We start from the raw sequence: 21,430 nt of genomic DNA, 5'->3' as shown, positions 1-21,430 counted from the left end.
CTGTCACCCCATGGTGGGGATGACGAAGGCGCTGTCGCCGGACGCGCCGCCATCGGGCCAACGCTGGGTGATGGTCTTCACCTTGGTCCAGAATTTGACGCCTTCCATGCCATGCTGGTTGGTGTCGCCAAAGGCCGACCGCTTCCAGCCGCCGAATGTGTGGTAGGCGACCGGCACCGGGATCGGCACGTTGATGCCGACCATGCCGACATTCACCCGCGCGGCGAATTCGCGCGCGGCATGGCCGTTGCGGGTGAAGATGGCGACGCCATTGCCATATTGATGCTGGCTGGGCAGGGCGAGCGCGTCCTCGAAGCTTTCGGCGCGCACCATTTGCAGCACGGGGCCGAAGATTTCTTCTTGGTAGGTGCGCATCGTGGGCTTTACTTGGTCGAACAGCGTCGGGCCGACGAAGAAGCCCTGCTCATGCCCCTGCAGCGTGAAGCCACGGCCATCGACGACCAGTTCAGCCCCTTCATCGACGCCCATCTGGATATAGTCTTCGATCTTCGCCTTGTGCGCGGCGTTGATCACCGGACCATAATGGGCTTCGGGATCGGTCGAAACGCCGACGCGCAGCGCCTGGATCGCGGGGATCAGCTTTTCGCGCAGGGCAAGCGCGGTCTTTTCACCCACCGGCACGACGACGGGCAGCGCCATGCAGCGTTCGCCAGCCGAACCAAAGGCCGCACCGGACAGATCGTTGACGACCTGGTCGAGATCGGCGTCCGGCATGACGATGCCGTGGTTCTTCGCGCCGCCCATTGCCTGCACGCGCTTGCCGTTGTCGACGCCGCGCTTGTAGACATAGTGGGCGATGTCGGACGATCCGACGAAGCTGATCGCGCCGATATCCGGGTGGTCAAGGATGGCGTCGACCATTTCCTTGTCCCCCTGGATGACCTGGAAAATGCCCTCGGGCAGGCCAGCTTCCAGAAAGAGTTCGCCAAGGCGCACGGGGACGGACGGATCGCGCTCGGATGGCTTCAGGATGAAGGCGTTGCCGGTGGCGATCGCGACGCCCGACATCCACAGCGGGATCATCGCCGGGAAGTTGAACGGCGTGATGCCAGCGCCGATGCCGATCGGCTGGCGCATGGAATAGACATCGATGCCGGGGCCCGCGCCCTGGGTATATTCGCCCTTCAGCGCATGGGGGATGCCGCAGCAAAATTCGATGACTTCCAGGCCGCGCTGAATGTCGCCCCTGGAATCGGCGATCACCTTGCCATGTTCGGACGAGAGCAGATGGGCGAGTTCGTCCATGTTCTTTTCGACCAGCGCCTTGAAGTTGAACATGACGCGGGCGCGCCGCTGCGGATTGACCGCTGCCCAGGCAGGCTGCGCCGCCTTCGCCGCTTCGACCGCCCGGTCGAGCAGCGCACGGTCGCCCAGGGCGACGCGGGCCTGAACCTGCCCGTCATTGGGATTGAACACATCACTGTAACGCGCAGCTTCGCCGTCATGGGCAAAGGCGAGCTTGTGGGAAATATCGCGCATGGCATCCTCTCGATGAGATTTGCCTTATCATGCCGAAAGGCGATAATGCATTCAATTCCCCTTTATTGCAGAGTTGATCTGCATTTTTGCATGGGTGCGGTTGATGTTCGATTGGGACGATTTGCGGATATTCCTGACGGTCGCGCGGTTGAAGCGAGTGGCTCCGGCGGCGCGGATGCTCGGCATTGATGCGACGACGATTTCCCGCCGATTGTCGCGCCTGTCACAGGCGCTCGATGCGCAATTGTTCGAGCAGACGGGGGCGGAAAGGGCGCTGACGGAGCATGGTGCGGCCTTGCTCCGCCATGCAGAAAGCATCGAGAGCGCGGCAATGTCGGCCATCGTCGATGTGAAGGGGGAACGGCACAGTCTGAACGGACAGGTGCGCTTGTCCGTGGCGGAAGGCTTTGGCCGATGGATATTGGCGCCTGCGATTCCCGGCTTTCATGCGCGTCATCCCGGCATCCGGCTGGACGTCATCACCGCTTCCGGTTTCCTTAATCCGTCAAAGCGGGAGGCGGACATGGCGGTGATGCTGGCGCGGCCGCAGCGCGGGCATCTGGCGGTGCGCAAGCTCGCTGATTACACGCTGCATCTCTATGCCTCGCCCGCCTATCTCGCGGCGCGCGGCGCTCCGGCAGCCCGGGAACAGCTGCATGAGCATATGCTGATCGGCTATGTCCCCGAGTTCCTCTATTCGCCGGAACTGGATTATCTGGACGAGGTGCAAGCGGGGTTGGAAGCCTCGCTAAGGTCCAGCAGCATCGGCATGCAGCGCCAACTGATCCTGGACGGCGCAGGCATCGGCGTGCTGCCGGATTTCATCGTGGCCGATGATGAGACGCTGGTGCGCCTTTTCCCGGAGGAGGTGGAGATTGCACGCTCCTTCTGGCTGGTGACGCACCCGGAAATGGCGAAGCTCGCCCGCATCTTGGCGGTGTCCGACATGCTGCGAGAACGATCGGAAGCACTGCTGGGCCGGGGCGCTTCAGTCAGTTGAAGCACCCCGGCGGAGGTAGCGAGGTCAGGCGACCAGACGCGGTTCGACCGGGTCCTGCGGTACGCCCTTGGGCTTGCCGACATCATAGACGCGGGTCAGCAGGCCGATGAAATTGGTGTCATGCAGCGGATCGCTCGGCATCTCGAAGATTTCGCCGCGCGCCCGAAGGTCCTTCACGAAAATCTCGAACGCCATGTCTGTCGTGATGTCGTCTGTATGGTCGCGCGAAATCCGCAGGTCGTTAAGGTCAGTGTAAACCTGGGCGTTCCAGTGAAGGAGCAGGCGGAACTCCTGCTCCGGGATCTTCGCCACCACATCGTCGCCGGTCATGATCCGCCAGCCGCCAGCCACATCAGGATCAGCCGACATGGTCGAATTGATCGCGAGGCCCGCCGGTTTGCGCTGATCCACCGGGCCGCAGCCCTGCGCGGTGTGGAACATCATCTCATTTTCCACGACGACGCCGCGTCCCCACATCGGCGCTTCCAGGCAGGCAGGGTCATTTTGCGGCCCGTTCGGCCAATAGTGGAATCCGCCGCCGATCGAACCCTGATAATACCAGGCGATGACCTGCGCCTTCTTCGCCTGCCAGCGTTTGAAGAGGCCGGACTTCGCCATGATGTTCAGCAGCCAGATCGGGCAGTTGACTTCGTACAGGCCGCGAAACTGCGTGCCATCGACATGCGGTGAACCGCCTGCCGAGCTTGGACCCTGAATGTTGAACATCAGCTGGTCGCATTCGACATAGGGCGTGTTCCAATAGCTGCGCGCCATGTCCAGGAACTTCTTGTTGTAGAAGCAGTCGTCGAGTTCGGGAAAGCGATTGACGCCGTTGTCGGCGATGTAGCCGCGAAACACCGGGTTCATGAACATGTCCCAGGTCGGCGTGAACCCTTCCGGAATGGAGCCGGTGGAGGTCGCGATCACTTCTTCGGGCGAAGAGAAATATTGCGCGAGAATGAGGGACCAGGGGCCTTCGCGGCGAATGACATCCAAGACTCGCTGATGCTGGTCTTCGGTGTAGAGATCGTCGACGATCCTGGGCGGCGCGACGGGCAGGAAAGTGGAAGCGACATCGGCAGGCATATGCTCTCTCCAGCGATCGATTTCCCCACGTGAACGGCAGGGTCGAAGGTGGGAATATCCCATCGTCGCCCAGCCTGCAATAATTTCCGAAAAGATGTTCGACTATTCGCCGCGTCGCGCCGCCACTCCGTCGAGCACCAGTGCCAATGTGGTGCGCCAGCGGGGGAGGGCAGTGTCGGCATAACGGTCAGGATGCGCGGCGATGACCGGCACATCTTCCGCCGAACGCTGATCGATCGAAGCGCGCACGGCGTCGCGATATTCCGCTTCGCCGCCTGCCACCGCGCGGGCGTAGGAAGAGAGGAACGCGCCGCCCAGCACGATCAGGTCGATGGAGCGTAACAGGTCGAGCGCTTCCGGCAGGTCGAACCCGCGCGCCAGCATGACTTGCAGCCATTGTTCCGAACTGTCGATTTCGACCGCAGGCCCCAGATTGCCGCTGACGAGGGTGGAGACAAGCTGCCCCTCCTCCACCAGCTTGTGGAGCGCTTGTGCATATTGGGTGGCATATTCGCGCCAGGATTGGCCTTCGTCCTCAGGGAAGGTGGCGGCCCCCGAAGCGCGCTGCGCCGCGAGCCGGACCAGTTCCTTTCGCCCGGTGACATAGGTGTAGAGCACCGCCGGGCGGACGCCGAGCCGATCGGCGAGCGCCGCGATCCTCAGGCCATCCAGCCCCATCTCGATCGCGGCGTCCAGAATCTGCGCCAAGGTCAATCGCCGCGGCCGTCCGACAGAGCGGGCAGCAGGTGGCGGCCCTTCCGCCTCGACAGGGGAAGATTCAAGATTTTCGCTGCTCATCGGCCGACCCATAACGATGGAAGCATCAGGCGTCGATCCGATGCGATGGGTCAAGGAAGCTGGCGAAGGATGATCGATCCGGACGATTATGCGCGCTTCGCGACATAAATTGGGGCTGATGACGCGCCAGAGCATGCGGTAGGCATCGGCGGCCGAGAGCGGGCATGGTATAAGGCTGTTGGAGAGGCAGGGGAGAAAATCCGGTGGGGACAAGCCTGGTCCATCTCATTGGAGTGGCGAGCCGGCATGCGCTGACGGAAAGCGGGCAGGACCTCGATGCGATCCTGGCGACGATGGAGGGCGAGCCGACCTACCAATATTTTCCTGTCGGCCGAAGCTTTACGGGATACGAAAAGACGCGCCGCCTCTACCGCCATTTCATCGATGACGTGCAGCCGCGTATCGCGAACTACCATGTGATCAGTGAGTCCGTTGGCCCGCAGGGCGTAGTGCAGGAATATGATATCCAGATCAGGTTGATCGGGGAAACAGAGCTCAGCTGGCATCGCATCATGGCGATCCTGGTCTTTGGAGAACAGGGGCTGACCGGAGAGCGGATGTATTCGGACGAAGCGCTGTTCCGGACGCTGACCGGCCCCATCTGGGATGAGATGGAGCCGATCTCGCCCGATCCTCAACAGATATGAACGACGTACATTAGGACTTTCTCCAGACAGGCGACGACTTCAATGGCTTCCAATTCTTTGCAACATCTTCTTTCCCCCGGCCGGATCGGCGGCATGGAATTGCGCAACCGGATCGCCGTGACGGCCATGGGGGCGAGCCTTGCCGAAGCCGATGGCCACTGCGGCGAGCGGATCATTCGTTATCATGAGGAGCAGGCGAAGGGCGGCGTCGGGCTCATCATAACGGGCGTTGCCGGTGTGGCGTGGCCGGTCGGAGGCAATCAGGTCAACCAGATCGCGATTTCCGACGATCGCTTCCTGCCGGGCCTGACGGCGCTCGTGGAAGCGGTCCACAAGCATGGCGCGAAGATCGCGCCGCAAATCCATCATGGCGGCCTTGTCGCGATGGAGGATATGCTGGGTGGCCGACCGGTCTGGTGCCCGTCGCTGCCTGAAGCACCCGAAGGCGACTTTACAGAGGCGTTCCTGCTCGAAGAACTCGCCGTCGCGCCGTTCAGCAAGATCCAGGCTGTCAGCTTCAAGGAAATGACGCTTGAAGACATCCAGACGGTCGTCGGCCAGTTCGCCGCCGCCGCAGACCGGGCGAAGCGCGCCGGGTTCGATGGCGTGGAAATTCATGGTGGGCATGGATATCTCCTGTCGTCCTTCATCTCGCCGAAATCGAACCGGCGGACGGATGGCTATGGCGGGCCGCTGGAGAACCGCGTCCGCATCCTGGTCGATGTCATTCAGGCCGTTCGGCAGGCTGTAGGTCCTGACTTCCCCGTCTGGTGCAAGCTGGACTCTCGCGAGGTCGGGAAAAAGGGCGGCCTGACGATCGAAGACGCCGCGCAGGTCGCCCGCATGGCGGAAGCCGCAGGCGCCGACGCGATCACGGTGACCGCCTATCACGACACGGCGCAGGGAAAGCTGCACTCAGGATCGCACACGCCCCACGAACCCGCCGTGAACCTTCCCTATGCGGCGCAGATCAAGGCTGCGGTCACCATTCCCGTCATCGCATCCGGCCGGATCGAGCCCGAGGTCGGCGACAAGGCGATTGCCAGCCGTCAGATCGACTTTGTTTCAATGGGCCGCAAGTTGCTGGCTGATCCGCACTTGCCGCGCAAGCTGACGGAAGGCCGGGCGGCAGATGTCTTGCCCTGCATCTATTGCTATACCTGCATCAGCGCCATCTATGTCTGCGATCCGCTGCGCTGCGCGGTCAATCCGGAAACGGGATTTGAATATCTGCGTTCGGACGCGCCATCATCCGCGCCCAAACGGATAGTGGTCATTGGCGGCGGGCCGGGCGGCATGGAAGCCGCGCGCAGGCTGGATGGCCTGGGGCATCAGGTCATCCTGCTTGAACAGGGCGAATATCTGGGCGGCACGTTGCGCTTCGCGGCCCTTGCCTATCCGGCAAATGAGCGGTTGCTTGACTGGCTGCAACGGCAGATCGCGTCTTCGCAGGTCGATGTGCGGCTGCGCACCCCCGCGACGCCAGAGCTTCTGCGTACGCTTCAGCCTGACGCGGTCGTGGTCGCGACGGGCGCGGTGCGCGGGATGCCGGACATACCGGGCAATGATATGCCCCATGTGTTCTCGGGCGATGACATGCGCCGAATGGTGCTTGGCCAAAGTTCCGACGAACTCAAGCGCAAGACCGGGCTGCTGACGCGGGCCGCGACGAAGCTCGGCTCCATGACGGGCATAACCGCCAACCTCGATTTCGTGCGCAAGGCGACGCACCAATGGATGCCGCTGGGCAAGCGGATAGTCATTATCGGTGGAGAACTGGTCGGCCTTGAACTGGCAGAGTTCCTGAATGAACGTGGCCGCGAGGTGGTCGTGGTCGATGATGCCCCGCGCCTTGGCGCCGGTCTGACGATCGTCCGCCGGATGCGGTTGCTCGCGGAACTGAAGGAGCATGGCGTTGATCTCCATCCCGGATCGAGCGCAATCCGGATCGAGCGGGATGCCGTCCGCTTCATGGACAAGGATGGGGTGGAGCAGTCGGCCGCTGCCGATCATGTGATTGTCGCGAAGGGCGCAACGGGGGACCTGACGCTCGCCAACCAATTGCAGGGACAGGGCTTTGCCGTTCACGTCGTCGGCGATGCCAAGGGGGTTGGTTATATCGAAGGGGCGATGCGCGGCGCGGCGGAGGCGGTGGACGCAATAGCCGGGTGAATGCCCGGCCCATATTCATGCGGAACCAGCGGGGGAATGTGCGCTGCGGTCCGGAAATGTCGATGATCGAGGCCATATGAACCGGACTGATACACGCCTTTCCTTTCAGGATGTGGAGCCTGCGGCGGCGGGCGGCGGCAATGGGACGCGGGGGAAGAAGGGCCGCCGTGGCTGGCGCCGCGCTGTCCTGATCGGTGCTGGCGCCATTGCCGTCCTGGGCGGCGCATATTGGGCCTATAGTGAGAACCTGTTCCGGCCGACTCCCGCGATCGACTATAGCGGGCCGACGGCGGGCTGGAGCTATTATGGCGGGGATGCGGGCGGGACGCGCTATTCACCGCTGACCCAGATTACGCCTGAAAATGTCTGGGCGCTGAAGCCTGCATGGACCTATCATATCGGGATGGTGACGGCCCCTGAGCCGCTTTCCCCGACATTCCAGGCGACGCCGATCATCGCGGAAAACCGGCTGTATCTCTGCTCGGGTAACGGCCGCATCGCTGCGGTGGACCCGGAGACGGGCAAGGAAATCTGGGCCAAGCAGCCAAGCTCGGACAATTTCAGCACCTATCTGCTGAACTGCCGTGGCGTCACCTATGCCCGTGACGAAAGCGTGCCAGCCGGTGCGGAATGCGCGGGGCGGATCTTCGCCGGGACGCTGGACGGGCGGCTGGTGGCGCTCGATTCCGCCACGGGCCGCGAGTGCCGCTCCTTCGGCCGCAACGCCGTGGTCGATCTGAAACCGGGCCTTGGCAAGATGGAGCGGGGCGACCTGTCCATCTCTTCGCCGCCCGTCGTCATCGGCAATGCCATTGTTGTGAATGGCCGACTTACCGACAATATGCGGGTCGACATGCCCGCGGGTGCAATCCGTGCCTTCGACATCCATTCCGGCAAGCCCTTATGGTCATGGAACGGCCTGCCGCCGGGGATGAGCGATGCCAAGGATGCGCCCGAGGGTGAGCAGTTCGTCCGGCGCACGCCCAATAGCTGGGCACCGATGGCGGTCGATCCGAAGCTGAACCTCGTCTATGTGCCGATGGGCAACGCACCGCCCGACCATTATGCCGCCAACCGGCGTGGCCTGGACTATTATGCAAGTTCGGTCGTGGCGCTTGACGGAACGACCGGCGAAGTCAAATGGCGGTTCCAGACGGTCCATAACGATGTGTGGGACTATGATCTTCCCGCGCAGCCGGTGCTGTTCGACTTGCCCACGCGCAAGGGGTCCATCCCCGCGCTCGCGCAGACCACGAAGGTCGGGCATATCTTCATTCTCGACCGGCGCACCGGCAAGCCGATCTTCCCCGTGGTCGAACGGCCCGTCCCGCAAGAGGGCAAGGTGCCGGGCGAAAAGCTGTCGGCCACCCAGCCATTCCCCGCCAATCCCGCGTTCATCATTCGTGACCCGGATTTGCGCGAAGAGGATATGTGGGGCTTCACCCCCTATGACAAATATAAGTGCCGGGAACTGTTCCGATCGGTGAACTATAAGGGCGTCTTCACGCCTCCCTCGACAAGAGGGTGGCTGCAGTGGCCAAGCTTCGAGGGCGCTTCCAACTGGGGCGGGGTGACGATCGATCCGCAGCGCGGTATCCTGATCGCCAATACGACGCAAGTCGGCGCGATCATGAAGCTGATCCCGCAGGCAGAGATCGCGTCCCGCACCGCCGCCGGCGAGCCCATCCTTCCCACCAAGGGTGCGCCCTACGGTCTGCAGATGAAGCCGATGCTGTCGCCATTCGGTGCGCCATGCAACCGGCCGCCCTGGGGCCGCCTGACCGCGATCGATTTGAAAGCAGGCAAGACGCTCTGGAATGTACCGCTCGGCACCACGCGCGACCAGGCGCCGCCGCCCATGTGGTTGAAGCTTGGCGTGCCGAACCTTGGCGGCAGTATCGCCACGGCTTCGGGGCTGGTCTTCCTTGGCGCGACTACGGACAATTATCTGCGGGCCTATGACATTGCCTCAGGCAAGGTCGTCTGGCGCGTTCGCCTTCCTGCCGGGGGACAGGCTACGCCCATGACCTACCGCCTGAAAAAGGATGGCCGCCAATATGTGGTGATCGCTGCGGGCGGGCACAAATTCCTTGGCACCAAGCTTGGGGACTCAGTGGTCGCCTACGCCTTGCCCAAATGACCTGCCCGGCGGCGGCTGATCAATCTTGTCGCCGCCGCCGCGTCTTTCCAATAAGAGAGGGGAAAGACTCAGCCCGCATAAGGCGCGGCGGATGGAGAGCGCGGCAGTGCACGATTATGTCAGCTGGACGGAGGAACGGCTTGCGACATCGCGCCTTCCCGGTGTGCTCGTCCGGCTCAACCTTCCTCATGGCGGGCATCTGCCGCACCATTTGGCCGGGCGCGTAGCAACTCATCAGGTGGGGCTTTGGACGTCGAGCATCCACCGGCCACGCGGGCGTTTCCGTTACGCCAACCAGCGCGATTATCATGAAATGAAGCAGGCGACGTTCGTCCCTGCCGAAATCGACTGGGTCGCCGAAGTCGAGGAGTCAGGGCCGCTAAAGCCCGCGATCTTCTGCGACTTTGAAAATGACTATATTCACGAGACCACCGGCATAGATCCACATCATTGCACTGAGCAGTTGATGGCGTGCGAAAATGGCGATGTGTCTCAACAGGCTTTGAGGTTGCTGGCGGATGAGCTTCGCACGCCGGGCTTTTCCCATGCCGTGAAGGTGGATTCCTTGTGCCGGTTGATCCTGGTGGAACTGGCGCGGCAACTCGACAGCGCGGGTCCCGATGCAGGCGGAGGCGGAAAGGGCAAGCTTGCCGCATGGCAACTGCGCCGCATCCGCGATCTTGTCGAAACCGTCGAGGGCCGTCCACTGACCGTGTGCCGACTGGCCGAGGAATGCGGCATCAGCGCCCCCCATCTGCGCCGCCTGTTCAGGGCAACTATGGGGACGTCCGTCAGCACCTATGTCGAAGGCATTCGGCTGGAACGCGCAAAGGCGATGCTTGCCGACCGGACGCTGCCGCTGAAGGGGATTGCTCACCGTCTGGGCTTTGCCAACGCAAGCGCCTTTTCCGCCGCGTTCAGGCGTGAGGCGGGGACCAGCCCCAACAAATACCGGCAACAGATTATCGCCTGACACTCCCGTGCTGGCGGCGCACCGGCGATCTGCCTGCTCATGTGCGAGCAAGTCCAAGGAACGGCTTCATCAAAGGCGCGTTTGCGGTCTTGAAATACAGGGAGATGAAAAATGCGCATCACATTGATGATCGTCGGCGCCGGGCTCACGCTCGCGGCCTGTAATCAGGCGAGTGAACAACGCACCGCCGACGCATTGGACTCCGCTTCGAATACAGCAGAGCGCGCGGGCGATCGTATTGAAAATGTGGCCGACAATGCGCTTAACTCCTTGAAACCAGCGCCGAACGCGCAGGAATTCGTGAACCTTGCCGCCAAGAGCGATGCGTTCGAAATCGCCGCTGCGAAACTGGCTGCGACCAATGCCGCGTCGCCCGAGGTCAAGGCGTTCGCGCAGCAGATGATCAAGGCGCATTCGGACTCTACCGCGAAGATCAAGGCTGCTGCTGGCAAGTCACGCCCGACCGTGACGCCCGACCCGGCGCTGACGGCTGATCAGAAAGAAGAGCTGGACGAGCTGCGGCAAAAGAAGGGCGCGGCCTTCGACGAGGAATATGTCGATGGGCAGGTGGATGCGCATGAGGATGCGCTGGCGCTGATGCGATCCTACGCATCCGGCGGCACGCATGCTGCGTTGAAGGCGGTAGCGGGCGAGATCGCGCCGGTTGTTGAAGGCCATTTGAAGATGGCGCGTGATCTGGAGGCGAAGACCGATAAATAACGGTCCGGCAGCGGCAGCCTGCACGGAGCCGCTGTTCCGGTCTCTGCCTTGTCCTGAACGCATAAAATGAACCTGTTCGACCTCGACCTTGCTCTGCCAATCCTTGGCGCTATCGTCGCCGGTGGTATCGTTGGCGCCGAGCGGGAATATCGCGCCAGCCCTGCCGGTTTTCGCACGCATATTCTGGTCAGCCTGTCCTGCGCGTTGCTGATGCTGGCGGCTGTGCACCAGGTTCGGTGGCTCAGCGACACGCCGGACGATATCATCCGGATCGATCCCGTGCGGATGGCGCATGGCGTGCTGACCGGTATCGGCTTTCTGTGTGGCGGCGTGATATTTCGCGAAGGGTTCAACGTCCGGGGCCTCACCACCGCTGCATCGCTATGGTCGACATCCTCGCTAGGCGTGCTGTTCGGCGTCGGCTTTTACAGCCTCGCCATCGGGGGAACAGTGGCGACTTTGCTCGTCCTGACGGCGGTGACCATATCCGACCGCTTCCTGCCGCAGCGCCGCCATGCCCTCGTCAAGGTGCGCTATGATCGTGGTTCGCCGGTTTCGCAGACGGCGTTCCGCTCTCTTCTCGCCGACGCTCATCTGCATCCCAGTTCGATACGGCAGCAGCTGAAGGATGATTATCTGGAATTCAGCACGACGGTCGCGGGTGATAATGAGGAGAAGATGGAGCTCCTGACCAGCGCGCTGAGGCGAGATGCGCATGTCGTGGGCTTCGACTATGTGCCCCATGGGACATAATCCAATGGTTATCGATCCTGTCAGCTAGACTGGAGCGGCGGGCAAAGGGGCTCTCCCCAGGATCATGTCGGAAGCCTTCTCGGCAATCATGATCGTCGGCGCATTGGTGTTGCCGGAAACCACCTGAGGCATGATGGAAGCGTCCACGACGCGCAGTTTCTCGGTCCCGTGCACCCGCAGGGTGGCGTCCACGACCGCGTCATCCCCGCTGCCCATCTTGCACGTTCCGGCAGCATGATGATCGTTGGTCAGGGTCGCGCGGATATAAGCGTCGAGCGCCGTATCATCGTCCAAGTCGCGAACGGGAATGTCTGCTTTCACGCCAAATTCCTGGAAGGCTGGCTGGCGGTAAATCTCGATCGCCGTACGCAAGGCCGCACGCAAACGCTTCCTGTCCCCTTTTTCCCCCAGATAATTTGCGTCCAGGATCGGCAAGGCCGACGGATCTGTGGAGGCGAGGCGCAACTCGCCCCGGCTTTCCGGCACGGTAAGCTCCATCCGGTTGACCATGCCATGTTCGGGCAAAGGATCGCCCGTCATATGATCGAGCCTGATGGGGACGAACTGATATTTGATGTCCGGCACCGCCTGTTCCGGCAGCGATCGGATCATGCCAACCGCCTCAATCGAACATTCCGCCATGAACCCTCGTCGCCCAAAGACCCCGCGCATCAACTCTTTTCCGGCATAAAGCGGGCTCAGCAGCCTAGCTTGCGACAAGGGCGCGGTGCAGGTCGCGTGGGCAGTGATGCTGGCATGATCGTGCAGATTGCGGCCCACGCCCTTCAGGTCCGCATGAGCGGGAATGCCGTGGGAGGCCAGTTGGTTGCCATCGCCGATGCCGGAAAGCAGAAGCAGATGTGGAGACTGGAACGCACCGGCGGACAGGATCACTTCGCCCGCCGCGAAGCGATGCCGGTTCCTGCCTTGCCGCAGTTCGATGCCGGTGGCCCTTTGCTTCTCCAATATGATGCGGGTGACGTGCGCACCCGTCATCACCGTCAGGTTCGGCCGATGGCGGGCAGGACGGAGATAGGCCGACGCCGTACTCCAGCGCCGCCCCCGCCAGATCGTGGACTCGGCAGGCCCGAAGCCTTCCCTGCGCGCCCCGTTTATATCTTCATTATAGGGATAGCCCGCCTGTACCCCCGCCTGAATGAAGGCCTTTGCCAGCGGATTGTTCACTGGCGACCGCTGCACATGCAGAGGTCCTCCCGTGCCATGATAGGCGTCCTCCCCGCATGCATGATCTTCCGCGCGCTTGAAGTAGGGCAGCACCTCCCGATAGCTCCAGCCATCATTCCCCATCGCGGCCCAACCATCATAGTCCTGCGCCGCGCCACGGCAGTAAAGCATGCCGTTGGTGGAGCTTGACCCGCCCAGCACCTTGCCGCGCACATCGCGCATGACCCGGCCATCGACATGGGCCTGCGGGGCGGTGGGATAGACCCAGGCGAACTTGCCGGGCCGGTACATGGCGGTGAAGAAGCCGGGCATATGGATCAGGGGGCTGCGATCGACAGGGCCAGCCTCCAGCAGCAGCACGTGCAATCCCGTGCCATCCGTCAGGCGATTGGCCAAAACGCAACCGGCTGACCCGGCGCCGACGATGATGATGTCAAAATGCTTTCGCGCCACTGGCCACGTCTCTCCCGCCGGGCATTGATGCAGCGGAGGAGCGTCTCTTCCTCTCGATGCTCATGCCTCTTGTGGAGGAGTGGTACTCAACTGTTCGGTTGCCGTAAAGGAGGATGCATGCCCTCTTAGACGACGCCATTTCCTAACCTGAGATGGCGGCTGTTTCGATCGGCGGAACCCGGCCCCCATGAAAGGAGTCGCTTGTAGACCTGGCGCATCATGCGCGCTGGCAAGGAGGTTCTCATGGCTCAAAAAGGTGCAGGCGGTAATCCAGGGGCGATCACGAAGAAGGGCGGCGATGGCGCCAGCGGAAGCACGGGCACGGGACGCGGCGGCGGCAACAACGCGCGCGGATCGCAGTCCGCTTCGAAGGGCAAGGACAAGCAGATGCAAGCGCAGGAGAATGCCGCTCAAAAGCGCAAGGACGAAGGCGGCTACCAATAACCGCCAGGATTTGGGCCGTTCATCCCGGCAAGGAAGGCGCGAGACTGACGCCCAGAAAGTCCTTCAGCGCCTTCCATGACAGGATATGCGCGGCGCGATCATAGCGCATGCGGGGGTCGCCGAGCGAATCGACATCTTCATTGGTGAAGCTGTGGAAGGCTGGGCCGTAGTTCGTCAGCTGCCAGTCCGCCTCCGCATGCCGCATCTCTTCCTCGAAAGCGGCCACATCTTCCGGCGGCACGAGCGGGTCACGATCACCGGTGAATACAGCTATCCGCGCCATCTTCTGATCAGGGCGTGCCGGTGCGTTCGTCGTCAAGAGGCCGTGGAAGCTGCCGACAGCGGCGACCGGCGCACCCGACCGCGCCAGTTCCAGCACGGTAAATCCGCCAAAGCAGAAGCCGATCGCCGCGCATTGCGTAGCATCCACGCCGGAGATCGCGAGCAGCTCGTCAAACCCCGACCGCACTCGTTGCCGCAGCAGCGGAGGATCGTCCTTGAACCGCTGAAGAGCCGCGAACATCGCCTCGCCTTGCAGCACATGGCCGCCGCCATGCATGTCCGCCGCCAGCACGAAATAGCCGTCCTCTGCGAGCATGGCGCAATGACGCCGGACATTGCCGCCGATTCCATCTGCTTCATGGACGACCAGCATCGCCCTGCCATTAGGCTGACCCGAAGGGCAGTAGATTTCGCCGATCAATTCGACATCGCCGTCGCGATAGACATGCGGTTGGCCAGCGGCGATCGAGTTCATGCGCGTCTCCCAAGCGGTTTGCAGGCTCAACCTTGTGGGTAGGAAATCGATCCCGCCTCAATGCAGCCCAATGGCGTGTAATGCGGCCTTCAGGCCTTGGCCCGCGCATGTTCCAGATGGAAGTCGATCAACGCCGCGCAGGTGTCTTCCAGCGCCTGTGCCGGACCCTGGCTGCCGAAGACATGATGCGTCGCCATCGCGCCCTCGATGACGAGGATCAGCCCGTCAGCCAGCTTCTCCGGCTCGGCCACGCCCAGATCCCGGCTAAGGTCGCAAAACAGCGCACGGAAATCGGACTTGCAGCTTTCCACGATCAGGCGGCCCGGATGACCGGGCTCGGGCAGTTCGACCGCGACATTGCTGATCAGGCAGCCGCGAAAATCGGCCCGGCGCATCTTTTCCGCCTTGTGCCGGATAACGGCGTCCAACCGATCGCGCGGGTCCGGACCGGCCGCGTCCAGCGCCGCGTAAATACTCGCCCGGCCCGCCTCCACATCTTCCCGCAGGCAGGCGGCGACAAGTTCGTCCTTTGACCGGTATGCGCGGTACAGGCTGGGTTTGGTGACGCCTGCCTCGCAGACGATCTCATCCACCCCCACGGCCCTGATTCCGCGCCTGTAGAAGAGGTCCTTGGCGGTCTCGAATATCTTCGAAGCTGCTGTTTTCTTTGGCGTTCCTTCCGCGCAGCCGCAATCGGAACCAAATGTCAGGCCCATAAACAAAAATTCCGCATCCTCTCGCTTGACGGCCATGTAACAGATCGGTACGTACCGCGCAAGAGACGTACCGGTCAGTAACATAACCGTAAGATAAGTGTGGGGCAGACGATGTATCTTTCCAAAGTCAAAGCCGACTCGGAAATCCAACAGGATGCGCCTGAAGGACGGCGTTGGAAGCCTGCCTACCTTCTGCTTCCGGCGGCGGGGGTGCTCGCCATATGGGCGGGCATGAGCTGGTGGAACGGCACGCCCGCACCCGCCGCACCGCCTCCGGCGGTGGTCACCGTGGCCACGCCTCTGTCCCGGATGGTCGTCGATTGGGACGATTATGTCGGCCGGTTCGAGGCAAGCAAGGCAGTGGAGGTCCGCCCGCGCGTCTCAGGCCAGCTTGTCGGCATTCACTTTCGCGATGGCGATGTGGTGAAGAAGGGGCAGCTGCTCTTCACCATTGACCCGCGACCCTTCACAGCCGCGTTGCAGGAATCGCAGGCACAGGTCGCCAGTGCATCGACCGCATTGGGGCTTGCCCGGGCTGAGCTTGGCCGTGCCACGCGGCTGATCGCTGACGAAGCCGTCAGCGCGGAGGAAGTCGATTCCCTTCGCGCCCGGGTGCGATCGGCGCAGGCGCAGCTTGCCGCCGCCCAGGCCGGCGTACGGGCGCGCCGCCTCAATGTCGAGTTCGCCTATATTCGCGCGCCGATCACCGGGCGGATTTCCGACCGGCAGGTGGATGTCGGCAATCTGGTGGCGGGTGATACGGCCGCTGGCGCAACGGTGCTGACGACGATCAACGCGCTCGACCCGATCTACTTCTCCTTTAATGGTTCCGAAGCGCTCTACCTGAAGCATCGCCGCCAGGCGGATGCGAGCCAGCAGGTGGAGATCCGGCTCCAGGACGAAACCGGCTACAAATGGAAGGGCAGGGTCGACTTCACCGACAATGCGATCGATCGCGGATCGGGCACCATCCGGGGCAGGGCGGTCGTTTCCAATCCTGAATCCTTCCTGGTGCCCGGCATGTTCGGCAATATGCGCCTGGGCTCTGGCGCGCCGCATCGCGCGTTGCTGGTCCCGGATGGGGCCGTCATGACCGATCAGGCGCGCAAGCTGGTATATGTCGTCAACAAGGATGGCAGCACCACGGCCAAGCCGGTCCAAATCGGCGCGCTCGCCAATGGCCTGCGGGTCATCCGGTCGGGCCTGTCGCCATCCGATCAGGTAGTCATCCAAGGCAGCCAGTTCATCCAGCCCGGCGCGAAGGTCAAACCCGTCGCGGGGCGTATCGAAGCAGCACCGTCATCGACCAGCGAACCGGTTTCCGCGCCGGTCGCGTCGCAGGCCACGCTGGCCGACTGACCATAGGGCCGGCATGGGAGCCGCAGCGCCTTAACGGCGCCACGGCGGCCCCTGCCCGGGAAAGGGAATAAGGGAAGAGATCATGCGTCTCAGCCACGTCTTCATCAAACGGCCGATCTTCGCTGGCGTCATCGCGGTGATCATCACCATCGTCGGCGCGCTTGCCTATTTCGGCTTGCCCGTCGCGCAATATCCCGACGTCGTGCCCCCCACGGTCACGGTCAGCGCCAACTATCCCGGCGCGTCGTCGGAAACGATCGCCGACACCGTGGCCGCGCCGCTGGAGCAGGAAATCAATGGCGTCGACGACATGCTCTACATGTCGAGCCAATCGACCGGCGACGGACGGCTGACCATCACCGTCACCTTCAAGCAGGGCACCGACCTGGATGAAGCGCAGGTGCTGGTGCAGAACCGGGTGGCGCTCGCCGAACCCCGGCTGCCCGAGGATGTGCGGCGGCAGGGCGTCGTGACACGCAAGACGACGCCGGACTTCCTGCTGGTCGCCAACCTGGTCTCGCCCGGCAACACGCTCGATCGCGCTTACCTCTCCAACTATGCGCTGACCCAGATGAAGGACCGCCTGGCGCGCATCGACGGCGTGGGTGAGGTTCGCATCTTCGGCGCGCGCGACTATGCGATGCGCGTGTGGATCGATCCCGGCCGGGCGGCCGCGCGCAACATGACGGCGGGCGAGATTGTCGAGGCGCTTCGGTCCCAGAATGTGCAGGTCGCCGCCGGCGCCATCGGCAAGCCGCCGGAAAGCAGCGCGCCCGCCTATGAGGTGAACCTGGAAACGCAGGGCCGCTTCACCGCGCCCGATCAGTTCGCCAACATCGTCATCAAGAGCGATGGCGAAGGCCGCCTGACCCGTCTGTCCGACGTTGCCCGCGTGGAGCTTGGCGCGGAGGATTACGGCATCAACACCTATTTGTCCGGCCAGCCTTCGGTCGGCATCGGCATCTTCCAGCGTCCGGGCAGCAATGCCCTGGCCTCGGCGGACGCCGTACTTGCCGAGCTGAAGACGATGTCCGCCAAATTCCCTGCGGGCATGGAATATCGCGTCATCTACAATCCCACCGACTTCATCCGGGAATCGGTGAGCGCGGTTCAGCACACGCTGCTGGAGGCGGTGGTGCTGGTCGTCATCGTCATCCTCGTCTTCCTGCAAAGCTGGCGCGCTGCGATCATTCCCGTGCTTGCCATCCCAGTGTCGCTGGTCGGCACCTTCGCGGTGCTGGCGGGACTTGGCTATTCGCTCAACAACCTGTCGCTGTTCGGGCTGGTGCTCGCCATCGGCATCGTCGTCGACGACGCCATCGTCGTGGTCGAAAATGTCGAGCGCAATCTGGAACATGGCATGACCCCGCGCGAGGCGTCGCATCGGTCGATGGACGAAGTGTCGACCGCGCTGGTCGCGATCGTGCTGGTGCTGTGCGCGGTGTTCATCCCGACGATGTTCCTGACGGGCCTGACGGGTGAATTCTACCGCCAGTTCGCCGTCACCATCTCGGCGGCGACGATCATCTCGCTCATCCTGTCGCTGACCTTGTCGCCCGCGCTCGCCGCCTTGCTGCTGCGTCCGAAGGCGGAGGATGAGCCCGAAGGCCGGTGGAAGCGCATGGCCTATCGCGGGGGCAAGCGGTTCAACGCCGCCTTCGATCGCCTAAGCCATTGGTATGCCGCCGTCACCCGCGCGATGCTGGGGCGGTTGAAGCTGGTGCTGCTCATCTATGTCGGGCTGGTCGGCCTGACCGCGCTGGTGTTCATGTCCACCCCGGCAGGGTTCGTGCCCGCGCAGGACCAGGGCTACGCCGTGACGGCGGTGTTCACGCCGTCCGGCACGTCGCTCGCCCAGACCGACAAGGTGCTGCGCGAAACAGCGGCCAAGATGGGCAAGATCCCCGGCGTCAAGGGAACCGTCATGCTGACCGGCTATCATGCGCCGAGCGGCACCGTCGCCCCCAACGCCGCAGCGGCCTTCCTCGTCTTCGACAGCTTTGAAGAGCGCGGCAAGCATGGCTGGACAGAACAGTCCATCATGGCCGAGGCGCGCAAGATCGCGGCGCAAGTCAATGAAGGCCGGGTATTCGTCATCCCGCCGCCGCTGATCCGCGGCATCAGCACCGGCGGCGGCTTCAAGATGATGATCCAGGACCGTTCCGGGCGCGGCTATGCGGAACTGAACAAGATCATCGGCGGGCTGCTCGCCGAAGCGAACAAGGACCCCAACCTCTTCTTCGTGCATACGAAGTTCGAGGCGTCGGCTCCCCGCATCTTCGCCGATGTCGATCGTGCCAAGGCGGACATGATCGGCGTGTCGCCCGCCCGCGTGTTCGAAGCGATGCAGGTCTATCTGGGCTCGGCTTATGTGAACGACTTCAACCTGCTCGGCCGCACCTATCGCGTGATCGCGCAGGCCGACCTGCCGTTCCGGGATGATGCGGGCGACGTCGCGCAGCTGAAGACGCGCTCGGCCTCGGGCGAGATGGTGCCGGTGGGCGCCGTCGCCACCCTGCATGACAAGACGGGCCCCTATCGCGCCGTTCGCTACAATCTCTATCCCGCGATCGATGTGGAGGGCGATGTCGCGCCCGGCCATTCCTCGGGTCAGGCGATGGCGGCGATGGAGCGTCTGGCGGCCAAGCTTCCGACCGGGGTCACCACCGAATGGACGGAGGTCGCCTATCTTCAGAAGGTGGCGGGCAATGCGGCGATACTGGTGTTCGCCGCGGCAACGCTCTTCGTCTTCCTGGTGCTGGCGGCGCAGTTTGAAAGCCTGATGCTGCCGCTGGCGATCATCCTGATCGTGCCGATGACGCTGCTCGCTGCCATGATCGGGGTCAATCTGCGCGGCATGGACAATAATATCCTGACGCAGATCGGGCTTGTCGTGTTGATCGGCCTCGCCGCCAAAAATGCGATCCTGATCGTCGAGTTCGCCAAGCAGGCGGAAGAAGAAGGCATGGGTCCGATCGACGCCGTGGTTCGCGCGGCGCAAAACCGGCTGCGGCCGATCCTGATGACCAGCTTCGCCTTCATCCTTGGCGTTGTGCCGCTCGTCATCGCAAGCGGTCCCGGTGCGGAGTTGCGGCAGGCGCTGGGAACGGCGGTCTTCTCCGGCATGCTCGGCGTCACCTTCTTCGGCCTTGTCTTCACACCAGCCTTCTACGTGGTCACCCGCGCGCTGTCGGAACGGATGCAGCGTTGGCGGGAGCGGAAGGGGCCACGTCATGCGGTGCCCGTGCTGGGCCCAGCGGAATGAGAAAAATGATGACGACACGATATCTGCTGATCGGCGCAGCCTCCCTGACGCTCGCCGCCTGTGCTGCGGGGCCAGACTATGTCCGTCCGCAGCCGGGGGCCAGCGCGCAGGGCCAGTTCGTCGCCGCACGCCCCGCGATCACCACGCCTGATGCGCCGCAGGACGGCTGGTGGCGCCTGTATCAGGACCCGGTGCTTGACGGCCTCGTCGGCAACGCCCTGGCCGCCAATACCGACCTGCGGGTAGCGATCGCCAATCTGGAACGAGCGCAGGCGTCGCTGCGGGAAAGCCGCACGCAATTGCTGCCCCAGACCACCGTTTCGGCACAGCCTACCTATGGCCGCACCTCCGCGCTCCAGCGGGCGCCCGGCTTGCCAGCGGAAGACTGGCGCATCGATGCGGGCCTGAACGTCAATTATGAGGTCGATCTGTTCGGCCGCGTTCGCCGCGCGCTCGAAGCGTCACGCGCCGATGTGGGTGCCGCTGTCGCCGCCGCCGATGCCGTGCGCGTCACCGTGGTTGCCGAGACGGTCAGGGCCTATGCCGACGCATCGTCGGCGGCCGAGCGGATCGCGGTGGCAGAGCGCACGCTGGACCTGCTCGATCGCACCGTCGATCTCAGCGCCAAGCGCTTCGCCGCCGGGCGCACCAGCCGCCTCGACGTCGCGCGCGTGACTGCGCTGCGGAGCCAGCAGCAGGCGACCATTCCACCCCTTCGCGCCCAGCGCGACGCAGCGCTGTTCCGGTTGGCCCTCCTCACCGGAAGAGCGCCGGCTGACCTCCCCCCCGAGGTCGGCCAGCGCGCGGTCACCCTCAGACTGGATCGCCCCATTCCGGTCGGGGATGGCCGCGCGCTACTTGCCCGGCGGCCGGACGTGCGGGAGGCGGAGCGCAGACTTGCGGCTGAGACCGCCCGGATCGGCGTGGCAACGGCTGATCTGTATCCGCGCATCACCCTGGGCGGGTCGATCGGATCGACCAGCAACACGATAAGCGACATGTTCGGGGCCGGACCGCTGCGCTGGCTTGCCGGGCCACTGCTCAGCTGGGCCTTCCCCAATATGGAAGGAGGCCGCGCGCGCGTGGCGCAGGCGGAAGCGGCCACCCGATCGGCGCTCGCGACTTTCGACGGGGCGGTGTTGAAGGCGCTTCAGGAAACGGAAACGGCGCTGTCTGCCTATGCGCACAGGCTGGAACAGCGGCAGGCACTGCAATCTGCGGTAGAGCAGGCGCGCGTTGCGGCGCGGATCAGCCGGGCGCAGCTTCGCGAAGGACGGGCGGACTCGCTCACCGTCCTCGATGCGGAGCGGACTCTGGCCGGAGCGGAGGCTGACCTTGCCAATGCCGATGCGCAGGTTGCCGCCAGCCAGATCGACCTGTTCCGGGCGCTGGGCGGCGGTTGGCAGACGGATGCGGCTCAGGTGGCTCAAGCGGCCAGCAGCGTCCAGTGATGAGGGGGTGG

General features: G+C 63.5%; 17 protein-coding genes. 11 read left to right on the top strand and 6 right to left on the bottom strand.

Going from position 1 to position 21,430, the window contains the following annotated elements:
* Positions 1–3: 3 nt before the first annotated feature.
* Positions 4–1,500, bottom strand: a complete 1,497-nt coding sequence (locus NCHOL11_RS16320) for a CoA-acylating methylmalonate-semialdehyde dehydrogenase (RefSeq protein WP_097093618.1) — start codon at positions 1,498–1,500, stop codon at positions 4–6.
* 103 nt (positions 1,501–1,603) lie between these two features.
* Between NCHOL11_RS16320 and NCHOL11_RS16315 the strand changes: the two genes are divergently transcribed.
* Positions 1,604–2,500 (top strand): LysR family transcriptional regulator, encoded by an 897-nt coding sequence (locus tag NCHOL11_RS16315; RefSeq protein WP_097093617.1) that lies wholly within the window; start codon positions 1,604–1,606, stop codon positions 2,498–2,500.
* 24 nt (positions 2,501–2,524) lie between these two features.
* Here NCHOL11_RS16315 and NCHOL11_RS16310 read toward each other — a convergent pair whose 3' ends face one another.
* Positions 2,525–3,586 (bottom strand): hypothetical protein, encoded by a 1,062-nt coding sequence (locus NCHOL11_RS16310; protein WP_097093616.1) that lies wholly within the window; start codon positions 3,584–3,586, stop codon positions 2,525–2,527.
* Between the two features lie 102 nt (positions 3,587–3,688).
* Positions 3,689–4,384: a TetR/AcrR family transcriptional regulator C-terminal domain-containing protein gene (locus NCHOL11_RS16305; RefSeq protein ID WP_141397898.1), complete on the bottom strand. Its 696-nt coding sequence runs from the start codon at positions 4,382–4,384 to the stop codon at positions 3,689–3,691.
* A gap of 203 nt (positions 4,385–4,587) precedes the next feature.
* On the opposite strand from NCHOL11_RS16305, the gene NCHOL11_RS16300 reads away from it, so the two are divergent.
* The 6 genes from NCHOL11_RS16300 (at position 4,588) to NCHOL11_RS16275 (ending at position 11,789) form a co-directional block, all read left to right on the top strand.
* Positions 4,588–5,031 carry a hypothetical protein gene (locus NCHOL11_RS16300; RefSeq protein WP_141397897.1) on the top strand — a complete coding sequence of 148 codons (444 nt, stop codon included), beginning with the start codon at positions 4,588–4,590 and terminating at the stop codon, positions 5,029–5,031.
* Between the two features lie 42 nt (positions 5,032–5,073).
* The gene (locus NCHOL11_RS16295) at positions 5,074–7,203 is read left to right on the top strand and encodes an oxidoreductase (RefSeq protein ID WP_097093613.1); all 2,130 of its coding nucleotides are present in this window, start codon (positions 5,074–5,076) and stop codon (positions 7,201–7,203) included.
* A 76-nt stretch (positions 7,204–7,279) separates the two neighbouring features.
* Complete coding sequence (locus NCHOL11_RS16290) at positions 7,280–9,343, top strand: pyrroloquinoline quinone-dependent dehydrogenase (RefSeq protein WP_097093612.1); 2,064 nt, start codon at positions 7,280–7,282, stop codon at positions 9,341–9,343.
* 91 nt (positions 9,344–9,434) lie between these two features.
* Positions 9,435–10,316: a helix-turn-helix transcriptional regulator gene (locus NCHOL11_RS16285; protein ID WP_097093611.1), complete on the top strand. Its 882-nt coding sequence runs from the start codon at positions 9,435–9,437 to the stop codon at positions 10,314–10,316.
* A gap of 111 nt (positions 10,317–10,427) precedes the next feature.
* Positions 10,428–11,036, top strand: coding sequence for a DUF4142 domain-containing protein (locus NCHOL11_RS16280; protein ID WP_097093610.1), 609 nt, complete (start codon positions 10,428–10,430; stop codon positions 11,034–11,036).
* Between the two features lie 66 nt (positions 11,037–11,102).
* Positions 11,103–11,789 (top strand): MgtC/SapB family protein, encoded by a 687-nt coding sequence (locus tag NCHOL11_RS16275; RefSeq protein ID WP_097093609.1) that lies wholly within the window; start codon positions 11,103–11,105, stop codon positions 11,787–11,789.
* A gap of 24 nt (positions 11,790–11,813) precedes the next feature.
* Here the strand turns inward: NCHOL11_RS16275 and NCHOL11_RS16270 are convergent, their stop codons facing one another.
* Positions 11,814–13,427 carry a GMC family oxidoreductase gene (locus NCHOL11_RS16270; protein ID WP_097093608.1) on the bottom strand — a complete coding sequence of 538 codons (1,614 nt, stop codon included), beginning with the start codon at positions 13,425–13,427 and terminating at the stop codon, positions 11,814–11,816.
* Between the two features lie 243 nt (positions 13,428–13,670).
* Between NCHOL11_RS16270 and NCHOL11_RS16265 the strand changes: the two genes are divergently transcribed.
* On the top strand, positions 13,671–13,871 hold the full coding sequence (locus NCHOL11_RS16265) for a hypothetical protein (RefSeq protein ID WP_141397896.1): 201 nt from the start codon (positions 13,671–13,673) through the stop codon (positions 13,869–13,871).
* A gap of 19 nt (positions 13,872–13,890) precedes the next feature.
* Here NCHOL11_RS16265 and NCHOL11_RS16260 read toward each other — a convergent pair whose 3' ends face one another.
* On the bottom strand, positions 13,891–14,628 hold the full coding sequence (locus NCHOL11_RS16260) for a dienelactone hydrolase family protein (RefSeq protein ID WP_097093606.1): 738 nt from the start codon (positions 14,626–14,628) through the stop codon (positions 13,891–13,893).
* An 89-nt stretch (positions 14,629–14,717) separates the two neighbouring features.
* Positions 14,718–15,344, bottom strand: coding sequence for a TetR/AcrR family transcriptional regulator (locus NCHOL11_RS16255; protein WP_097093684.1), 627 nt, complete (start codon positions 15,342–15,344; stop codon positions 14,718–14,720).
* Positions 15,345–15,455: 111 nt separating this feature from the next.
* Between NCHOL11_RS16255 and NCHOL11_RS16250 the strand changes: the two genes are divergently transcribed.
* The 3 genes from NCHOL11_RS16250 (at position 15,456) to NCHOL11_RS16240 (ending at position 21,419) form a co-directional block, all read left to right on the top strand.
* Positions 15,456–16,703 carry an efflux RND transporter periplasmic adaptor subunit gene (locus NCHOL11_RS16250; protein WP_097093605.1) on the top strand — a complete coding sequence of 416 codons (1,248 nt, stop codon included), beginning with the start codon at positions 15,456–15,458 and terminating at the stop codon, positions 16,701–16,703.
* 82 nt (positions 16,704–16,785) lie between these two features.
* Positions 16,786–19,968 carry an efflux RND transporter permease subunit gene (locus tag NCHOL11_RS16245; protein WP_097093604.1) on the top strand — a complete coding sequence of 1,061 codons (3,183 nt, stop codon included), beginning with the start codon at positions 16,786–16,788 and terminating at the stop codon, positions 19,966–19,968.
* 8 nt (positions 19,969–19,976) lie between these two features.
* On the top strand, positions 19,977–21,419 hold the full coding sequence (locus NCHOL11_RS16240; RefSeq protein WP_097093683.1) for an efflux transporter outer membrane subunit: 1,443 nt from the start codon (positions 19,977–19,979) through the stop codon (positions 21,417–21,419).
* The last annotated feature ends 11 nt before the right edge of the window (positions 21,420–21,430 follow it).

The organism is Novosphingobium sp. Chol11, from assembly GCF_900218065.1.
In the GTDB taxonomy this organism is placed as follows: Bacteria; Pseudomonadota; Alphaproteobacteria; order Sphingomonadales; family Sphingomonadaceae; genus Sphingobium; species Sphingobium agri.
Note: the sequence above shows the minus strand (reverse complement) of the source record. Positions and strands in the feature narration are given on the sequence as shown.